This is a genomic window from Pseudomethylobacillus aquaticus (genome assembly GCF_003730115.1).
In the GTDB taxonomy this organism is placed as follows: Bacteria; Pseudomonadota; Gammaproteobacteria; order Burkholderiales; family Methylophilaceae; genus Pseudomethylobacillus; species Pseudomethylobacillus aquaticus.
This window is the reverse complement of record NZ_RJVP01000001.1, coordinates 87,695-104,182: the sequence shown is the minus strand read 5'-3', so window position 1 is coordinate 104,182 and position 16,488 is coordinate 87,695. Positions and strand designations below refer to the sequence as shown.

The 16,488-nt window shown below is 55.1% G+C and carries 18 protein-coding genes; 2 read left to right on the top strand and 16 right to left on the bottom strand.

All coding sequences use genetic code 11. From position 1 onward, the window contains the following. Positions 1 to 89 precede the first annotated feature (89 nt). Positions 90 to 434: a hypothetical protein gene (locus ED236_RS00530; protein WP_205125617.1), complete on the top strand. Its 345-nt coding sequence runs from the start codon at positions 90 to 92 to the stop codon at positions 432 to 434. Continuing rightward, positions 431 to 667, top strand: coding sequence for a type II toxin-antitoxin system HicA family toxin (locus tag ED236_RS12775; protein ID WP_123236007.1), 237 nt, complete (start codon positions 431 to 433; stop codon positions 665 to 667). The genes ED236_RS00530 and ED236_RS12775 overlap by 4 nt, the downstream gene beginning before the upstream one ends. 35 nt (positions 668 to 702) lie before the next feature. Here ED236_RS12775 and ED236_RS00520 read toward each other — a convergent pair whose 3' ends face one another. The 16 genes from ED236_RS00520 to ED236_RS00450 form a co-directional block, all read right to left on the bottom strand. Next, positions 703 to 2,112: a hypothetical protein gene (locus ED236_RS00520; RefSeq protein ID WP_148042221.1), complete on the bottom strand. Its 1,410-nt coding sequence runs from the start codon at positions 2,110 to 2,112 to the stop codon at positions 703 to 705. A 10-nt stretch (positions 2,113 to 2,122) separates the two neighbouring features. Beyond that, positions 2,123 to 4,255, bottom strand: coding sequence for a coiled-coil domain-containing protein (locus ED236_RS00515; protein ID WP_123236005.1), 2,133 nt, complete (start codon positions 4,253 to 4,255; stop codon positions 2,123 to 2,125). A 50-nt stretch (positions 4,256 to 4,305) separates the two neighbouring features. Beyond that, complete coding sequence (locus ED236_RS12325) at positions 4,306 to 5,082, bottom strand: hypothetical protein (protein ID WP_148042220.1); 777 nt, start codon at positions 5,080 to 5,082, stop codon at positions 4,306 to 4,308. Beyond that, positions 5,082 to 7,220 (bottom strand): hypothetical protein, encoded by a 2,139-nt coding sequence (locus tag ED236_RS00510; protein ID WP_123236004.1) that lies wholly within the window; start codon positions 7,218 to 7,220, stop codon positions 5,082 to 5,084. Before ED236_RS00510 ends, ED236_RS12325 begins: the two co-directional genes overlap by 1 nt. Then, complete coding sequence (locus ED236_RS00505; RefSeq protein WP_148042219.1) at positions 7,220 to 7,675, bottom strand: hypothetical protein; 456 nt, start codon at positions 7,673 to 7,675, stop codon at positions 7,220 to 7,222. Before ED236_RS00505 ends, ED236_RS00510 begins: the two co-directional genes overlap by 1 nt. Next, positions 7,675 to 8,115, bottom strand: coding sequence for a hypothetical protein (locus ED236_RS00500; RefSeq protein WP_123236002.1), 441 nt, complete (start codon positions 8,113 to 8,115; stop codon positions 7,675 to 7,677). The genes ED236_RS00505 and ED236_RS00500 overlap by 1 nt, the downstream gene beginning before the upstream one ends. A gap of 46 nt (positions 8,116 to 8,161) precedes the next feature. After that, positions 8,162 to 9,016, bottom strand: a complete 855-nt coding sequence (locus ED236_RS00495) for a DUF642 domain-containing protein (RefSeq protein WP_123236001.1) — start codon at positions 9,014 to 9,016, stop codon at positions 8,162 to 8,164. Between the two features lie 51 nt (positions 9,017 to 9,067). Next, a complete protein-coding gene (locus ED236_RS00490) occupies positions 9,068 to 10,324 on the bottom strand; it encodes a hypothetical protein (protein WP_123236000.1) in 1,257 nt (418 codons plus the stop codon). Next, the gene (locus ED236_RS00485; RefSeq protein ID WP_123235999.1) at positions 10,324 to 10,986 is read right to left on the bottom strand and encodes a phage adaptor protein; all 663 of its coding nucleotides are present in this window, start codon (positions 10,984 to 10,986) and stop codon (positions 10,324 to 10,326) included. The genes ED236_RS00490 and ED236_RS00485 overlap by 1 nt, the downstream gene beginning before the upstream one ends. Continuing rightward, positions 10,986 to 11,333, bottom strand: coding sequence for a hypothetical protein (locus ED236_RS00480; RefSeq protein ID WP_123235998.1), 348 nt, complete (start codon positions 11,331 to 11,333; stop codon positions 10,986 to 10,988). Before ED236_RS00480 ends, ED236_RS00485 begins: the two co-directional genes overlap by 1 nt. 11 nt (positions 11,334 to 11,344) lie before the next feature. Further along, positions 11,345 to 11,551 (bottom strand): hypothetical protein, encoded by a 207-nt coding sequence (locus ED236_RS00475; protein ID WP_123235997.1) that lies wholly within the window; start codon positions 11,549 to 11,551, stop codon positions 11,345 to 11,347. 60 nt (positions 11,552 to 11,611) lie between these two features. Continuing rightward, entirely contained in the window at positions 11,612 to 11,995 is a 384-nt protein-coding gene (locus ED236_RS00470; RefSeq protein ID WP_123235996.1) for a hypothetical protein, read from the bottom strand. Between the two features lie 68 nt (positions 11,996 to 12,063). Continuing rightward, positions 12,064 to 13,002: a major capsid protein gene (locus ED236_RS00465; protein WP_148042218.1), complete on the bottom strand. Its 939-nt coding sequence runs from the start codon at positions 13,000 to 13,002 to the stop codon at positions 12,064 to 12,066. Positions 13,003 to 13,027: 25 nt separating this feature from the next. Then, entirely contained in the window at positions 13,028 to 13,963 is a 936-nt protein-coding gene (locus tag ED236_RS00460; RefSeq protein WP_123235994.1) for a hypothetical protein, read from the bottom strand. A gap of 2 nt (positions 13,964 to 13,965) precedes the next feature. After that, positions 13,966 to 14,250 (bottom strand): hypothetical protein, encoded by a 285-nt coding sequence (locus ED236_RS00455; RefSeq protein ID WP_123235993.1) that lies wholly within the window; start codon positions 14,248 to 14,250, stop codon positions 13,966 to 13,968. Next, positions 14,234 to 16,354 (bottom strand): portal protein, encoded by a 2,121-nt coding sequence (locus ED236_RS00450; RefSeq protein WP_123235992.1) that lies wholly within the window; start codon positions 16,352 to 16,354, stop codon positions 14,234 to 14,236. Before ED236_RS00450 ends, ED236_RS00455 begins: the two co-directional genes overlap by 17 nt. Between the last annotated feature and the right edge of the window lie 134 nt (positions 16,355 to 16,488).

Here is a 16,488-nt window from a genome sequence, read left to right as displayed (position 1 = left end):
TGTTCGCCGATATGTTTTTGGTGAGCGTCCTACTTTTGACTTAGTGTCAAATGCAACGCAATTCCAAATTAAGTAATAAGGAGTATGGCATGAATAATCCAGAAATCAGTCTCAAAAATCTTATTCTTAGATGCTATGCCGAGCCCATTGGTAATCAGTGGCAGGCTTTTTGTATTGACTTTGATTTGGCTGCTCAGGCGGACAGCTTGGATGAGGTAAAGCATAAGTTGGAGGCACAAATCTTCGATTACTTGAAAGATGCGCTTGTAGGCGAAGACCGTGAGTTTGCCGATCAGCTGCTTTCACGCAAAGCACCAATTTCCCATTTTATCAAATGGCATTGGTATAACTTTATCTCTAACTTTAGACAAAAGCGCCAAACCTCTGCAAGTGCATTCAAGGAGCCAATACCGCTTACTCCTTGCGCTGCATGAGTAGCATTTATCCTCCACTCACATGTAGGCAGGTTAAGCGCATCCTGACAAACCTAGGGTTTAAAGAAGGAAATCAGAATGCAAGCTCTCATGTGCAATGGAAAAAAGTTGAAGACGGCCAGCTTTACAAAGTAACAGTTGACTGCCCAAAAGCGCCTTTCTCTCATGACCTGATAAAATCCATGTCCAGACAGGCGGGAGTTACAAAAGATCAGTTCTATGAAGCGTTATAAAAACCCCGCCATTGCGGGGTTTTTTGTTGTGGTCGCTACTTGAAGTCGTTCATCATAGCCTGGCCATTTTCATCAAAGCCAACGAATTGCTTTGGTATTCCTTGATGAATGTAAGTTTTACCGACGACAGCAGTCTGAGGGTTGAACTGGCCAGCTTGATTGTTGCCAGGCAAATATCCCGGATTGACAGACCTGATATCGACCTGTCCAGTCTGGGCATTTGCAACAGCAAGTGATTTCGGAAGAACCCTGGTCGGGTCGGTAGGATCATTGCCACCACCAACTTCCTTAAACTCGAAGTTCGCCCGCGGCTCTTTGCCTAGATAGGTGAGAATTGTCTTGCGAAGATTCTCACGATTTTTGCCCGTCTCGTCGTTATCATCATTCAGGGCTGCCAACTCCGCCAGCGACTTGTTCAGCTGTGCTGCCTTGTCCAGCTCCACTTGCTTGAGGCTTGCATCCTGCAACGCCCCCGCTCCGCTCGATAGCAACGTTGAGCGCAGTGCAGCAAGATTGTTGCCTGCCTTGGCCGAGAGTCCTGCCCCCAGCGCTTGCTGAAGGCCGATGATTCCTGAGAATGGTCCATCCCCCACCTGGCCGCTCACCTGTGCCTTGAATGGGTTTTGCAGCTTGTTCGCCTCATTGATCGACTGGCGCAGCAGCTGGATGGCTTCTGGCGTTGCAGCTGGTCTGTTGGGCTGGCCACCAGCGGCTACTCCCGCCTTCGTCCCGGCAATCGGCCTGCCCTCCTCATCTTGGAACGGCTTCTGAAAGGTCTCGTTGAAGTTGCTCCCCACCAGCGTGTTGGGGCCTTTGTCTTCCTCCAACTTCAGCTTCGCTGCAGCTTCCGCCTCTGCCGCCTTGCGTGCCACTTCCGCACGGACTGGTGCGTTGAGTAGCGTGCTGCGCAGCTCAGCAATGGGGTTTCCTTGCTGGTTGCCGACCAGACCGCCCAAGAACGTCCTCTGGGCTGGCGCATTACTGCCGACAAGCCCCCCCACGACAGCCTCACCGCGATCTCGCGTCAGGTATGGGCTTGCAGCAACCAAGGCTGCGCCGCCCACTGCGGTCGGGAGGCTGGGTATCATCATCATCCCGTAACCAGCAGCCGCTGCGCCGTTCTGCTTGTTGAGGCCATTCTTGTAGATGTCGCTTGCCTGATACGCAAGGCCAGCGCCACCAGCCCCTACCCCGGCTACACGGCCCACGGTGCCGAGATTGCCAGTCTTGAGTCTGGCCAGCACATTAGGGTTTGAGCCTGGAGGTTTGATCCCGCCAGCTGGACTGGCCGGGCCTGTGTTTGGCGCAGCGCCTGGACCAGCTCCGGCGCCTGCGTTCGGCGACGGCCCCGCCTTGAACTGACTGAAGGTTTCTTTTGCCATGTCACGGAAGCTGCGGTTTCCGCCGGTTGCTTGGCGCATGAACTCTGGATCGGTATATGCCATGGTGTACCCCTTACTCTGCGAGCGTTGCGATTGCGTTGATAGAAGATTGCGCCGATGCAACCAGCGACTTGTAGAAATCGACGCCAGCTGCAGATCCGCGAATATTGGCGTCCAGCCCAGCAATCACATTGCGCAGGCTGAGTTCTGCGTTCTGGATGTTGGCAGCATACGCACGTAGCGAGTTGTTGACGCCCTCGTTGAGATTGTTGCTGCGCAGGCCCTCAAACGCCGCATCGTTACGCTGCTGCTCACGCCATACATCGACATCGATACCCGCCTTCTGTAGCAAAAGCCGCACCTTGTCGTTCTCGTTGCTGAGCACGGCTAAGTATTTGTTGAGCTTCTGCTGATACGCATCCAACAGCAATCGCCCCTCTTGCACCTCGGCATCAAGTTTCAGTGCCTCATTGGCATTGTGGGCTCGGTTTGCATCAATGCGGGCACCAAAGCCCGCCACTTCGGACTGAAACCCATCCTGACGCAGGCGCCCTTCACCCAGCTTGGCGTTGACGTTGGCTTCCTGGCCACTGAGTCTCAAGCGACCGGCATCGAGGTTCGAGCGGAACTTGTCTGCACTGACGCCGAAACGATCCAGCCGTAGACGGTTGTCCTCCCGAGTGACGTTCACCTTCGCCAGATTGATGTCAGACCCCAGCCTGGCAGCATTCAAGCGCTGTGCGAATGCCCCCTGATAGTTATCCGACTTGGCAATCTCCGCACGCACTCCGGTTTCGTACATCCCGAACTCATCGGATCGCGCACGCACCCGGGTAGCATAGACATTCACCTGCTCCGCAAAGGCCTGCAGCTTTATCCGCTCGATGTCAGCTGCGATGTTGGCCGCTTGCATCTCGCTCTGGTAGATGCCGATCAGTGCCTCTACACCGGCTATCTGCGAGCGGTAAAGGTCAAGCTGGTCGGAATTGATCTGCGAAGTGATACGCGAGCCCTCAAGCTCGGCACGGTATTGCTCCAGTGGCGCTAGAGCAGCCCGTATCTCGGTCTCGTAGAATTGCGCTTTGGCCTGCCAGCGCCCAAGCCGCGCATTAAAGTCTTGAGCACGCGCATTGAACAGGTTGATTGCGGCTTCAATCACAAACTTGGCCGCGTTCAGGGCGCGCTCTTCGACGCTGGCGTGATAACTCAGCAGGAACTGCTCCGCTGACAACCCTGTCGTGATGGCAAACTGCCGCGCCTGCACGTACATCTCAGCGCGCTTGATGCTGATCTCGCGGTTAATGTCTGAAAGCTGACTGGTGACCGACTGTTGTGCTTGGGTGATAAGTGCATTCTGTGCACCAGTAGGGAGCGGGAAGCCACGCGCAGCGGCCATGCGATCTGCGCTTCGAAGCTCAGCCTCAGCTTGATTCACAATGCGGTCACGCGCCCTATCCCACAAAGGCGTCTCATCTTCGGTACGGATTCCGTACCCGCCATTCTGGATATCCGACAACAGGATCTTCCGGGCTTCATCCAGCAAATCAGACTGATACTCGCGCTCAGTCCACACAAACTCCTCTGAAGGGGGCGTTAGGTCATAGTCCGGCGCAATCTCACTGAACAGCGGGATCTGCGTAGTAGGCGGGGATGGGATGCTGTACTGCAGCAACACCGGCACGTCAGGCAGCGTGTAGTCACGCGCCTGGGGGATGTTGGGTGCAACAAACTCGGGTGCCGCACCAGGTGAGATAGGCAGAGATGTACTTGGCGGTGCAGGGAAATTAAGCGCAGGCGACGCATCATCGAATGACGGGACTGGCTGAACATCTAATTCAAGCTGCTCCAGATCTGGCAGTGCATCCGAAAACTCATCCACCACCACGCCAACGTCCCCAACCGGCTGCACCGTGGGCGCTGCAAGGTTGAACTCCGGCACTGCCAGCGTCGTTGGGGCCGTGATTCCAACTGATGGAGCTGGCTCCGTGTCTGGAATAGCAGCAGGCTGCGCGCTGCTCAGAACAGGGGCCAGGCGGACGTTCTGGGTAACATTGTAGAACGGAACAACTGTGGAAACGTAGGGCACACCGTTGAACAGATCCGTGGTCGCAGCGTTCGCCAGCGAGTCCAGGAATATGTTTGCATCACTCAGCGTCTGATCGACGCGCTCCAGTGATTGTTGTGTGATTTCTTCGACGCTTGCCATAACAATGCCCTCTTGGGTTTGAGGGAATTATGGGGAAAGCGTGAGCGTTGTTAGATTAAATAAGGGCAGGTCAATAGTTTAATGAAAACAGGACCCGAATAAATAGTTTGCCCTGTAATCCATGGCTGGCCGCCCTGATTGATAGGGAAGTACCTCATTGATCTACAAAATGCGTTGAGTAATTCAGAGCCGGATCCACTTTTTATTATGGAAATCCACTCTACAAATGAATCAAGCAACAAATCGCCAGTTGGATAATTTCCAACACTGGAGTTAAATACAATACTACTGTAATTGCACGCTATTTCGTATACAACACCATCCTCGTACTCAATATTAAAGGTTAGCCCTGACGCGTTACCTGGGCTATTAACTTCACTAATCAAATCAAAATTCACAAATTGTCGACTTGACGGGTTAGTTGGCTCACTGATGAAAATGATACCGCTAACTTGGTGAACAACGGCGATCTGGCGCGGGAAAATTATGTTCGGATGTCCAAATGTGCTAGAAAGTACAAAATCCGCGCTACCTGGCCCAGAAAATGATGCTGTTCGGTTCTCAACCTCAGAAACTGACATGAACGGTTGCTTGTATATAGAAAGATCTTCGCTCTCAAGGATTTCTGAAGATCTGGCCAATGAGAATGCCCTTACAATCTTGTTGCTATCAAACTCACGAACTGCATGACTAATTCCGCCTGCACCATCAGGAACATTACAAAGGATTTCGCATAAACGACCCCCGTTTGTCCTTTTTGAGAGTAGAAATTTCACCATCTTCTCCAACCAAGCAACACGCCGCTCTTCTTCTGCACCTTGGAACATCAACTCACCCTCCTGCCCGTTACCTCTTCGATCAGTTCAAGCGCATCCAGCTCGAACGCCTCTCCATCAACATTTCGCAGCACGGCCTGCCAGTAGCGGGACTTGGTGCCCTTCCCCATTTTGATCCTTGTGGTGGCAATGCCGTTTCCGCTATGGCTAGCTGAATAAAAGGGGCTCTGATGGCCTCCGTCGGCGTGCATGGCCAGATCCATAGTTCCACGAGCCCCCACATACGCATATTGCAGGCGCTTGAGGTTAGAGCTTCCCAGATCCGACTCCCCTGTTTTTACGATCGCATCAATAGGTTGCCCAGCGTCGGTGTCACCGTCCATGAGGTACACCCCATCCTGTGCAATCATCACATAGGCATCCCCTACCCTGCCCATGGCCAGCGCCGGGAAGTTTTCGTATTCGGCGGCGGCGGCATTCGCCAGATTAAGCGCTGACGTGTAGAAGGTTCTGGCGATCTGCTGCTGGACGAACGCATCCATCACCAGGCGTGGAAGAATGAGGTTCGCTGTAACGCGCACGTCTCCGACCATGACCGCATCCATCTGCAGTATGGGAAGGGTGATTGACGCACCCATGACAGCACCATGCGCAACGGTAGCGGACACAGTGATCTGAGGAAGCAACAGACTGGCGGCAAGCGAACTACCAGACAGCACCTCACCAGCGGCTCGTAGCGAAGGCAACTGCATGTTTCCTGAGACCAGACCTTCGACAGCTACTGATATGCCCGCCAGAAGCGACGGCAATCCGATCTCTGCAGCAATGGTGCCGCCGGTGATGCCAGCAGACTGCATTTGCAACATTGGCAAGGTGGCTGCGATATGTGCGTCACCCACAACGCCGACCTGCATCAGCGCCGTGATCGATGGCATGGCTAGGTTTGCGTTAAGAGCATTACCATGCAGCACAGCACCCGACATGGTGATGGCGGGCAGCAGAATGTTGGATTCCGAGGCAAGCCCGGCCTCCATGATAATGGCAGGCAGCGCGATGTTGGCTGTGATGGATGCGCCAGAAATCGTATCTGCAGTAATCTCGATCATTGGCAGCGTGATGTTGCCGCTCATCGGGAACAGGAGTGAGGCCTGAATGGTGAGTGCTGGCAGGGTGGCCGTGATCGTCATTGGCGGCCCAGGCGGAACGATGCGGCCGTCAATCTCTAGCAAGGGTAGCTCAAGATCCGCCTCACCGAAGTCCGTGGTGAAAGTATCAATCTCGACCAGCCACATGGGCAAATCAATATCACCATTCAGCTTGTCATCACGGACCTGAATATCGACTTCAAGGACCGGCAGCGTCAGGTCAGCATCAAGCATTACGCCAGTTGCCACTTCGGAATCAATCCCATAACCCGGCAACACGATGTCTGCAGAGAGGAATATCGGACCAGGAACAACCAGCCCGTATCGCCGCTGGTTCGCATGAGAAACTAACAGCTGATAAGGGTTACTGCCCAGCAGCTTGGCTTCCGAATCGCTTAACTTTCTATTCCACGTGCATAGCACGTTGAAGTTTTTTGCGCCATCAACCAAGCCACTAGGCGCGCTGTTGATCAGAAGCTGCCTGCCACTACCGACTGGGTGGTTTTGACTTGTTGATAGCGTGCCATCAGGCTTACCGGCGTTGTAGGCTTTATAGCTGCCGCCACCATAGGTAAACAGCATGGCAGCGTCAGCTAGTTTGCTTGTGTTCGAAATTACTGAGCGGTATGTACCACCTACGCCTGTCGAAAAATAGAGATAATTGCCATTCGCTGAATCGAACCCATGAATTGCCAGCGAATTATTTATGCTCCCAGATACGCTTGCAAATACGTAAGTTGTATAGCCTGTGCTCTCGTTGCTACCTGTCGCCTGAAAGTATACTGACCCTGTTGCGGCCGGCAAAAGCTTGATCATGTCGGCGGCCAGCACCATATCGGTCGGCTGCAGCGTTTTGCCGTGGCGGTTTGCGCCGGGCACGCTTAGCGCCGGGCTTGAGGCACGCTCCCCTGTAACGAGGTTGTAGGGTGTCTGTGAATTGAATACCCACATGCCGGTCAGCCCCTTGGCTAAGGGGTGCGACCAGTCGATTTCAACAGGGGTTTGGGGCTGTTTCCGCCACCTGGTGGGCAGCAGAATGGACATTAAACGACCTCGCCGGTGACTTCCGCTACCTTGAGTGCGTTGCCACTACCGGCCAGAGCTGCGCCGGTCTCGTTCTTGATGACGAACTTGAGGTATGGCGGCAGCGCGCCACCAAAAGCCCCAGAGACGCTGAATACACCACGCTGAAGCGTGCTGTTTGTGTTGCATGGCAATGCGCCGATCAGTGTCAGATTTGGCTCATCGGTGGCCGTGGTGCCGGACTCAGGACCGGACTGGTAGTTGGTATTGTCCAGACTGGCTTTGGCATACAGCAGCACCTGCTTGTTGCTGGCCACGCTACCCGGTGTGACTTCCAGCGTAATGAGCAGATCGAGTGGATCGTTCGTGGTGTTATCAACCACAGCTGACGTGACGAAGGTGGCACTGGCCAACGAATCCAGGCCAGTAACTGTAACAGTACCGGCGGTCCCGACGATTTGCTTAATAGTAGACATTACAGCGCCTCCCTGACTTGCTCTTCAGTAACCCGGCCAATGCCGAGCTGTTCCGCACGGCTGACTACGCCTTGCGCTGCCTGGATGAGTGCATCCCGGCCAGCCTGAGACAGCAGGTTGGCTTGCTGCAACTGATCCAGAATGGTGACGGTCGTTTGCTTTCCAATGTTGACAGTGCCGGGGCCGATGCTCTGCGCGTCTTTCAGCGCCTCGAACGCCAGCACGGCTATGGGATCCCCGGCCAACTGTGCCTGCTTGATCATGGCGTAGCAGCCAGTCTCGTAAAGCACGTCGAACATCGTGCTGACTGGGATACTGACGACTGCGGCTATGGTTCGGCTATTCAGAATGTCGGCGACAACACCAGGCGCATGTGGCAAGTGTTCGGAGTAGCCAAGCTGGAGCGGGTCATTGACAAGTTCGAGGGTTAGTATGCTCATCAGGTCTCATCCAGTCATGCGGGGCCGAAGCCCCGCTGTTGTCACGTTACGCTGCTGGTTGGGTGAGGTTCATGCTGGAGACGGTCTGCACTGCACCGCTTGCCACCGTGGTGCTCGTCATGTTGAGCTGCCCACCCGATACCGCGACGCTGCCATCGAACCGGGCTGCGGTCGCGCTGATTTGGGTTGGGTCATCCCCTTCTTCGTAGCAACGGAACCAGCCTGCAGTGCCGCTGGCGACCGACGTGCCGTTCCACGTGTCGCCTACCGGTTTACCAATGGTGCCGCTGTCCGCCGAGGTGAATTCCAGGCCGTCAGACCCATTCTTGCCGATGGTGCACAGCAACGTACCGGTGGCTGCATCGTTCGCCAAAGTCGGTTGAGTGCCGGTATAGATATTGATCTTGCTGCCGCGCATGATCTCGCCGAAGCCATCAAGCACTTCTTCGACCAGCACATCATCGAACAGCACGAATTCGCCGGATTGCACAGAGGTGTTGACCAGGCTGATGCGGGTGGTCGTGGCAGTAGCTACGAATGCCAGCTTCTTGGTGGTGAGCGTTGCATCGGTATAGACCGGCGAAGTGAGGATGGCATCATCGTCGGCCGTGGTGCCGACCTTAACCTGGAAGCCGTCAGCATCGCCAGTATCGCCGCCAAACGTCACCATATAGACACGACCAATACGGGTGGTCACATCCTGATAAGCGGAGCCGGAGGCGGCGCCCGAGTTGGCAATACTGAGGCCATTGGTGCTATTGGAGCCACCAGCTACCGATGAAAGTGTGGCGCCGGAGGCGGTCCATCCGGTTGTGTTGGTATCAAAAGAGCCGTTCGACACCAGGTTGGTGCGAATGCCCATTGCCTTGTTACGCAGTCCAGTAGAGAGGCGCAGAGCCATGTGAAGTTCTCCTAGCTAAGTCAATGAAATCGCCAGGCCACTGGACTCGGTTTATGCGCTACCTACAACCTCCAGCGGCGGTAAGGCCACGTTCACAAGCATAGGGATTTGCCGAGCGTTGTAAGGCTGTGAAGTGTCTTGGAGAGAAGCGAGGAAGTGACGTTGACCGCCCTGCTCACGCAGGACCGCACAACCAGCTTTGGCTGCTGGATAGGCATAAACCCGATCTGTCAGATTCTTGGCGATGCCACCAGAAAACCCGGCAACAGCACCGCGCAGAGATGCCCACAGCGCCGCTTTCCCTGATGCTTCATCGCTAACAGACGCTGCGTCAACTTGCCTAGCCGTGCCGGGGATTGCGCCGTAATCAAGCACCTGCGCATAGGTGAACGCCTCAATATCATCGCCGGAGCAAAACCCGGTCTCGGTTTCGGTTGCAATGTAGATGCCGTTATCCACGACCGCCAGCAGGGTAATGCTTTCGGGTAGTTGGATATACCCATTCGTGTAGTCCACCAACTGGTAGTTGTGCGGCATCGAAGCCCACAGCACGTTACCAAACGCGTAGTACATGCGGCCGCGGAAGTGGCATGCCGTGGAAAATGCAGGGGGAGGCCCACAAAACTGCGTGCGCAGCGGGGTGACTAGATCCAGCGTGTCGCCCTTGTACTCCATGGCCATTCCAACGTTCACTGTGCAGGCTAGGTAGAGGGTCGTGCCGTTAGCGTTAGTGAGGTAGAGGTTCTGGAACACCGCGTCCGATGGGGCGTTTGCTGGCGATTCCACCAAGATTCCACCATCCTGTATATCCAGCAGGCCTGCGACAGGAGCGCCGGATTCGGTGCCATCTGCGCGTTGATATGTCATCGTGTATTGATAGCGACCCGGTGGCATGTGACCAAAAACAGCGCTGGCCGCTGGCAATGCTGGCACGCGTATACCAAGCGGCTCGGCGCTGCCATTGTCATTCAGCACTCCGGTGTCCACACCATTGGACCAGAACACCTGATGGTTGACCTTGGTGGCTGACAACAACCCACTTGGCTGAAGGGAGCCGCGAATTAGGGTTGGGTTAAGCGACTTGCTTAGGCGGTAAAGGTCACGCCCTGACTGCATCAGCATCGTGCCGTTGTCACAATCCACAGCTGCATCGATCACCATGGCATGCAGCCTTTGCCTGCCCCGTCGCCTTACCAGCTTGCCTGCTGCCGTAATATCGACATTCTTGGCAACAGCCAAACGCTCCAGTCCGTATTCGGTTGGGGCGTTGACGTTATCGAGGCCACCAAACTGCTTGATGACGGGCATTAGAACGTCCCATCAAGGCCATCAACAGGCAAGTGCGTCAGGTCGAACTCAGTGCTGTAGGCGGGTCTTGCCTCACCAAACTCTGCGATGAATAGCTGCAATGCGTCCATGGATGCAGCCTTGTCCAGCGTATCGGCATCCTTCTTGAGGTACGCCCGGTGCTTTATCCAGTGAACGAGGTTCAGGTGATACTGCGGCTTGATCTCCGGCTCGGCATCCGGATTGATGTTGCTGATGAGCGGAAGGCGAACCACACGCAATCGCAGCGTGCCAGCCGTCTGGGGAATTGGCCACACCCTGATTGCACCTGTTTCATAATCGGTAATGATGGTGCTTGGATCGCCGGTGGTAGTGGTCCATGAGGAGCGGTAGGTATCCATCTCGCCAGTCGTTGCACCACAGAGAGGACGCGAATATCCATCACGGTAGGCTGCACGCACCCCGATAACACGATCATGGAGGGGGTACAGGGCTTGGTTCGGTATCAAAGTGATGTTGCAGATCTCGGCCGTCGATGAATCTATGATGAGGCGTGAGCGTCTGCAGGCTTCTTGCTCAGCTTGAGCTGCATACATCAGCAGCTCTGAATCATTCCACAGGTAGTCCGGCTCGGTGTCGTCCAGCTCCAGACGTGCCTGACTGATGATCTCACGCCACTTCATTACTCGCCGCCCAGGCCCAGGTCTTCTTCGCTTTCGGTGCTTGCCTTCAGGTCGGCGTCGATTTCAGCTTCTCGATCAGCGATGGACGACTTGAGCTTATCAATGCCCATCAAGTGCGGCGATTTGATGCCCAGTTCTTTTGCGCGAGTTACGAGCAGTTTCTTTTCGTCATCACCAGCATCCGACACCTTCGGATTGGCCACTTTCGCGACCTGAATCTTCAACGGGTTGCCATCATCGGCCAGCAGGTTACCTTGGCTGTCGAAGTATTTCCCGTCTTGGAAATACTGCGCTTGGCCATATTTGCCAAACACATTGCCATACTTTTTACTGAAATCGATTTTCATGTGGTGTCTTCCTATGCCCAGTCCAGGCCGCCGGGATTGGTATTGAGCTTGGTGCGGTTCTGCACACCTTCGCTGAGGCTGCCGCCGTAGGTGTCCGTTACTCCCGTATTCACGCCACGGTCCGGGATGCTGGGCACCTTGTCACCGCGCTCGGTATGGTGGTTGTTGCAGATATGGCCACAGCCTTCGCCATCGCCCTTCTTTTCGTCTTTCATCATCGTTACTCCTTGGCTTGAATCTGGGCTGGCCGGCAGTGTGACACCGGCCAGTACCTGGGCTTAGTAGACCTCGACCACGACGAAGGCGGTGCCAATGCCTGCCGGAGTGCCGCCGGTCGGCGCCACCAAGGCCACTTCGATTTGCGTGTCGGCTGGCAACTGCGCATCAATGATGGCGTCGGTATCGTCAACGGTATTCACGGTGTCGCCGATTGCGGTAGTGCCGCAGGACAACTGTGCATAAGCGTCTGGATCCAAACCAGTGCCTACACGGACGTAGGCCGGGGTTGTGGTCGCGGTAAATGCCTCGCTGATGTTCATGACACCAACATCAATCAAGCGCCCCGACTTGCCTTTAGGCAGCTTGAACGACAGCGCTGCGGCACCGGCGCCAAAGTCGTGGTTGCCGAACTGGAAGGTCACGGTACTAGGGTTGTCATACATGGTGAATCTCCTGAATCTGGTTGGTAGAACGTGTCCGAGTTACCCCGGACACGTACTGGCCGCAGCAATTAGCCTGCGGATGCCCACTTGATGATGCGTGCTTCCACTGGGTCGGCGTGCACCAAACCAAAGCCACCCAGGTAGTACCATGCGATGCCCTTGGAGCGGCCGTAGTCGGTCGGGATCTTGCCACGCACCTCTTCAGGGATGGCGATACCTTCAACTACGCGATCAGCGCCCATGAAGTGCACCTGGCTGGATTTGTTGTTTGCCCAGGCCTCTTTGGCAACATTGGTCTGCTCAACGAAGCGAACTCCCTCGTAGCGGCCGATTTCACCCGCCAGGATCATGGTGAAACCGTCATGCACGTATTTGTGCAGCTCTTCCAGATCGTTCTTCAGCTCGCGGAATGCGGTTGGGCGCCCAATCGCCACGTAGTCGTTGCCCATGTAGGTCGGGATGTTCCGTTCCTTCATGATGTCGACGATGGCTTTCACGTGGTCTTTACCCAGGCCGATGTTGTTGGTGATCGCAGTCGTGCCGTCCGTATCCAGCACCACGGAATCGGTTGCTGTGCCGCCGGTGGGGGCAACAACCAAAGGGGTGGCATCAAACTGTTCATAGGCCGCTTTGTCCAGCGTTTCGGAGCAATCCTGCTTCATGACGTTCTGGATGATGCTTTTCACTGGATGCTCGGACAGATCGTCCAGCTTCTCGCTAAATTGCACCGAATTGCCGAACTCAGTGATCGTCAGGCTGCCCTGCGTGATGCGAAAATTGGTTTCCGGCATCACTTCGGTTTCTTCGATCTGTCGTCCCGCCGTTACAGCGCGGCTATAGACGTTCCAGTGGAAGATTTGGCCCTTGTTCTTGCTGACGGCATCTTCAGGCTGGGTGAGTTGACGAAACTTGCACATTGGCTTCACGGCCATGCGCAAGGTCTTGCTGAGTTTTGCGGCCGACATAAAGCCGCCGAGCGCATTCACACTCCAAAGTTGACCTGCCATGATGATTGCTCCTAAACGAGTTTGGTTAATCCACAAGCAACCCGCGATCGCGCTTCATCTGCTGAATGACGCTTGATGCGGTTTCTGGCTTTTCACCACCGTTGCCTGCGCTTGCGCTCAATGCGGGGATTTGCTGCATCCCCGCTTTTGCCGCAACTCGGTTATCTCGAATGGTTGAGCTTTTCTCCTGGCTAACAACGCCCATGCTTGCAAGCCAGTCTCGCGTTTTATTTCCGGCCACCTTCATTGCATCGAGCGGGCTGGCATGGATGCCGGAGTCCATCTCATCACGCAAGAACGTGTTGGTCATATTGGCAAGATATGGATCTGCGAGAACGTCGCTGTAATCCTTCTCGAATGCGCTCAATGCACTGTCTACATCGAGTTGTTGCTTTACAGCAGCAGCAACATCACCAGTGTCCACTGTCGACTGGGTAGCGTTCTCGCGCCCTGCCGTCAGTTCCATCAGTGCTTTCACTGCTGCGTCTTCATCGCCTTCCAGCAATGAGTTGACGACGCTTTTGGCTTTGCCAGTTGCGTCATCTTGATTTGGCGTTTGGGTTGCCTGATTCGCTGCGGCTGGTTCACCACCTGCCCGCGCTTTTTCAAGCAATGCCTCCGCCTCCTTCTTCAAATTCGTGGCCTCTTGCAGACGACGTGTTGCAACGCTTTCTTTTTGGTAGCTGCGAATCACGTCTGCCAATGGCATTTCCACCTCTTGGCCCTCCAGCTTCACCTTCACCTTTACGTTATCTACGTTTTCAATGATGTTGGCGGCTTCAATCTGCTGCTGGGCTTCATCACCAGCGCCCGTGTCCTCGGGTTGGTTCATTTCTGCCATCGCTTCGCGCATTTCTGCGTCGCGCTTGGCTTCTGCCTTCTGCGCAATCAACTCAATCGGGTCGATCTCTTCATTGGCGTTGGATGTCTCGTTGTTCACAGCGTCCTCTTGGATGGCCATGGTTACTCCTGGTTGTTGTTAATCTGTTCTTCAGCCACTGATCCCGCGTTGATGCTTTCCAGCAAGTACACGATTCCAAGCTCTGCCACCTCAATCTTGGTCTGCAGCTCCCTGATTGCCCGACTGTCATTGCAATCCACGGCTTTAAGGGCCATCAGCGCTTCGTTGACCTCAATTGAAGCCCGCTTGACGATGCTCTTGCCCAGATTGCTCATCATGAACCGCTCGGCGTCCAGTCCAAGCTCAATCCTTGACAGCAATTCAATCTCTTCAGCCTGGCGCGTCATTCACATCCCCTGTTTCAATGCCCTGTAGCGGGCTGACTGGATCAGAGGGCACCGGCGGGAAAGTCGGCGACGTGTTTTGCCGAACCTCTGGCAGCGTTTCGCCATTTATAACGCCATCTGCGAGCGTTGTAGGCGCCTGAATGTTTGGGTCTACACCGGCTGGGTTTGGCGTTTGATACCCTGCTGCAACCATGACCTGGTCGCTGACTGGCGCAATGAGTGGGTTTTGTGTGATTGCGGCACCGGCTTGCACTGCACTGAACACGGACTGCACACCGGTATTTACCGCATCCGCCTTGGTGAGCATGGTCTTGGCCTTCAGTGCCTCGATCTCGGCCGCTAACAGCTCGGGCGGCTTCTTCTCGTTGAGTTGCTGCTGCAGGGTTTGGATGGTTGCGATCAGCTCGTCATACTTTGGGTCTTCGCCTTCTTCAACATAGAAGCGGCCGCCATCCTTGTAGCCGACTTTACCCAGAATCTCTTTCACGATCTCGTCGGAACGCAGGCGCGACATGCCCTGCTCACCCAGAAGCTGGTTGACCTGACTGAATGCGTACACAAGCTTTTCTAGCTGGTTGAATGTATTGGTGCTTCCGGTGCCGACGTTGACGTTCAGCGTGCACTCTTTACGCAGCATCTCGTCCGTGATCTCGTTAAGACCAAACCGGCGAAAGAGCTTTCCCCGCTCTCCAGCCAGCATTAGGACCGTCTCATCAGTCTCGTACGCCTGCTCCATAAGCATGACCTGGCGGAGTACGGGCTCTACCCAGGTTTCCGTGAACACCTTGAGGTCGTATTCCCCTATCTGGCTGGCGCTGCTGGATAACATCTGCATACCGCCTACCGTCTCATTCAGCTTACGATTTGTGGCCACGCTTGAACCGGAGAATCCGCCCGCGATGTCATCAAAATCCATGTTCAAACGGTCTTGCTCTTGGTAAGCAGATCCTGTCACGTCATTGGTTTCTACCACTCTCGCATCTGTTGTGATGTCGTCCATGAGTGTCACGCTGCTCGGCGCGTTACGCACCAGGCTGCGTATATCGACGTTACGGTTACGCTTAACCCAATACCGCTTATTGAGTGCGAATCGCACGTTATCAATGCGCAGGTTGGCCACCTCATTTATCTCGGCTTGCACTTGACGGCTCATGCTTGGGTGTGACGTTGGATAGACCTTGTGTGCTTCAATCGTGCCTACGCCGAATACGATGGGCCGCTGACCTGTGCCAGCCAGGTGTGGGAACTCATGCTCTACCAAGCTGGGTGTGTTAAGTAGTTCCTGGTCGCCCAGGGTGTAGAACACATAATCCCGCCCCTTGTGCCTCACAAAATTCATGTGCACCCACACAATCGTGTAGGCGCCGATTTCATTTGTTTGCTCCTTGCTGTCAGTGCGTCCATGCTCACGCTGCAGACGAATTGAGTCGCTGACGCGGGTTGAACCAGACAGCATTTTGCTGTCGTCGATTTTCTTCCATGGATTTTTGGGCTTATCCGCCATTTCTTTGATCTGGTAGGCGTACATTGGCAGCAGCAGGATGACGTACGGACTGCTGTTCACCGGGTCAGTCCAGTCCGCCGCTGGGTCGATGCGCACGTTTTCCGGGGGGAGCAGTTGTACCTTTGGCCGGTCGATGCTGTTGGTCTCGTCGTACTCCCAGGTCTGCAGGCTGGCCACCACGCCAACTGTGTACGCCTCCTGGAATGCCCCGACCAGAATGCGGAACCACGGTATGGATTTTTGCAGCCGATAGTTCATCAACTGCTTCATGACCTCTGCACTGGCTTGATCGATTTTTGAGGTATCGTCTTCGGCGACGACATGCACAACATCAGCTGTTGAGAAGAATGCCTGCGCGCATACGGCTTCTGCCTGCCGCAATGTCGCACGTGTCTTCGGGCGGAACAGCTTGGACCGGCCCTTGTAGTGATCGCTGTCGTACTTCGAGCCTGACGGGTGCTGACTTTGGACTTGCCGGATGTCGCGCTCCATGGTGTTGCGCACCGACACATTGAACCAGCTGTCGCTGGTCGAGAACGCGGCTTTGGCGAGGCGGATTGCCTCTTCTTCGTCGAGCGTTGCGTTACTTTGGTCTTGCATAGATAGCACCTGCGGTATCTGGGACATGACGGCCGGCAAAGTCCGTTGGGAGGCTGTCTAACTGTGTATCATCGAGACGGCGGCGGCTGACGTTAAAGCGCTCCAGCACTTCGCCAGCGGCTCGTATCACCAGC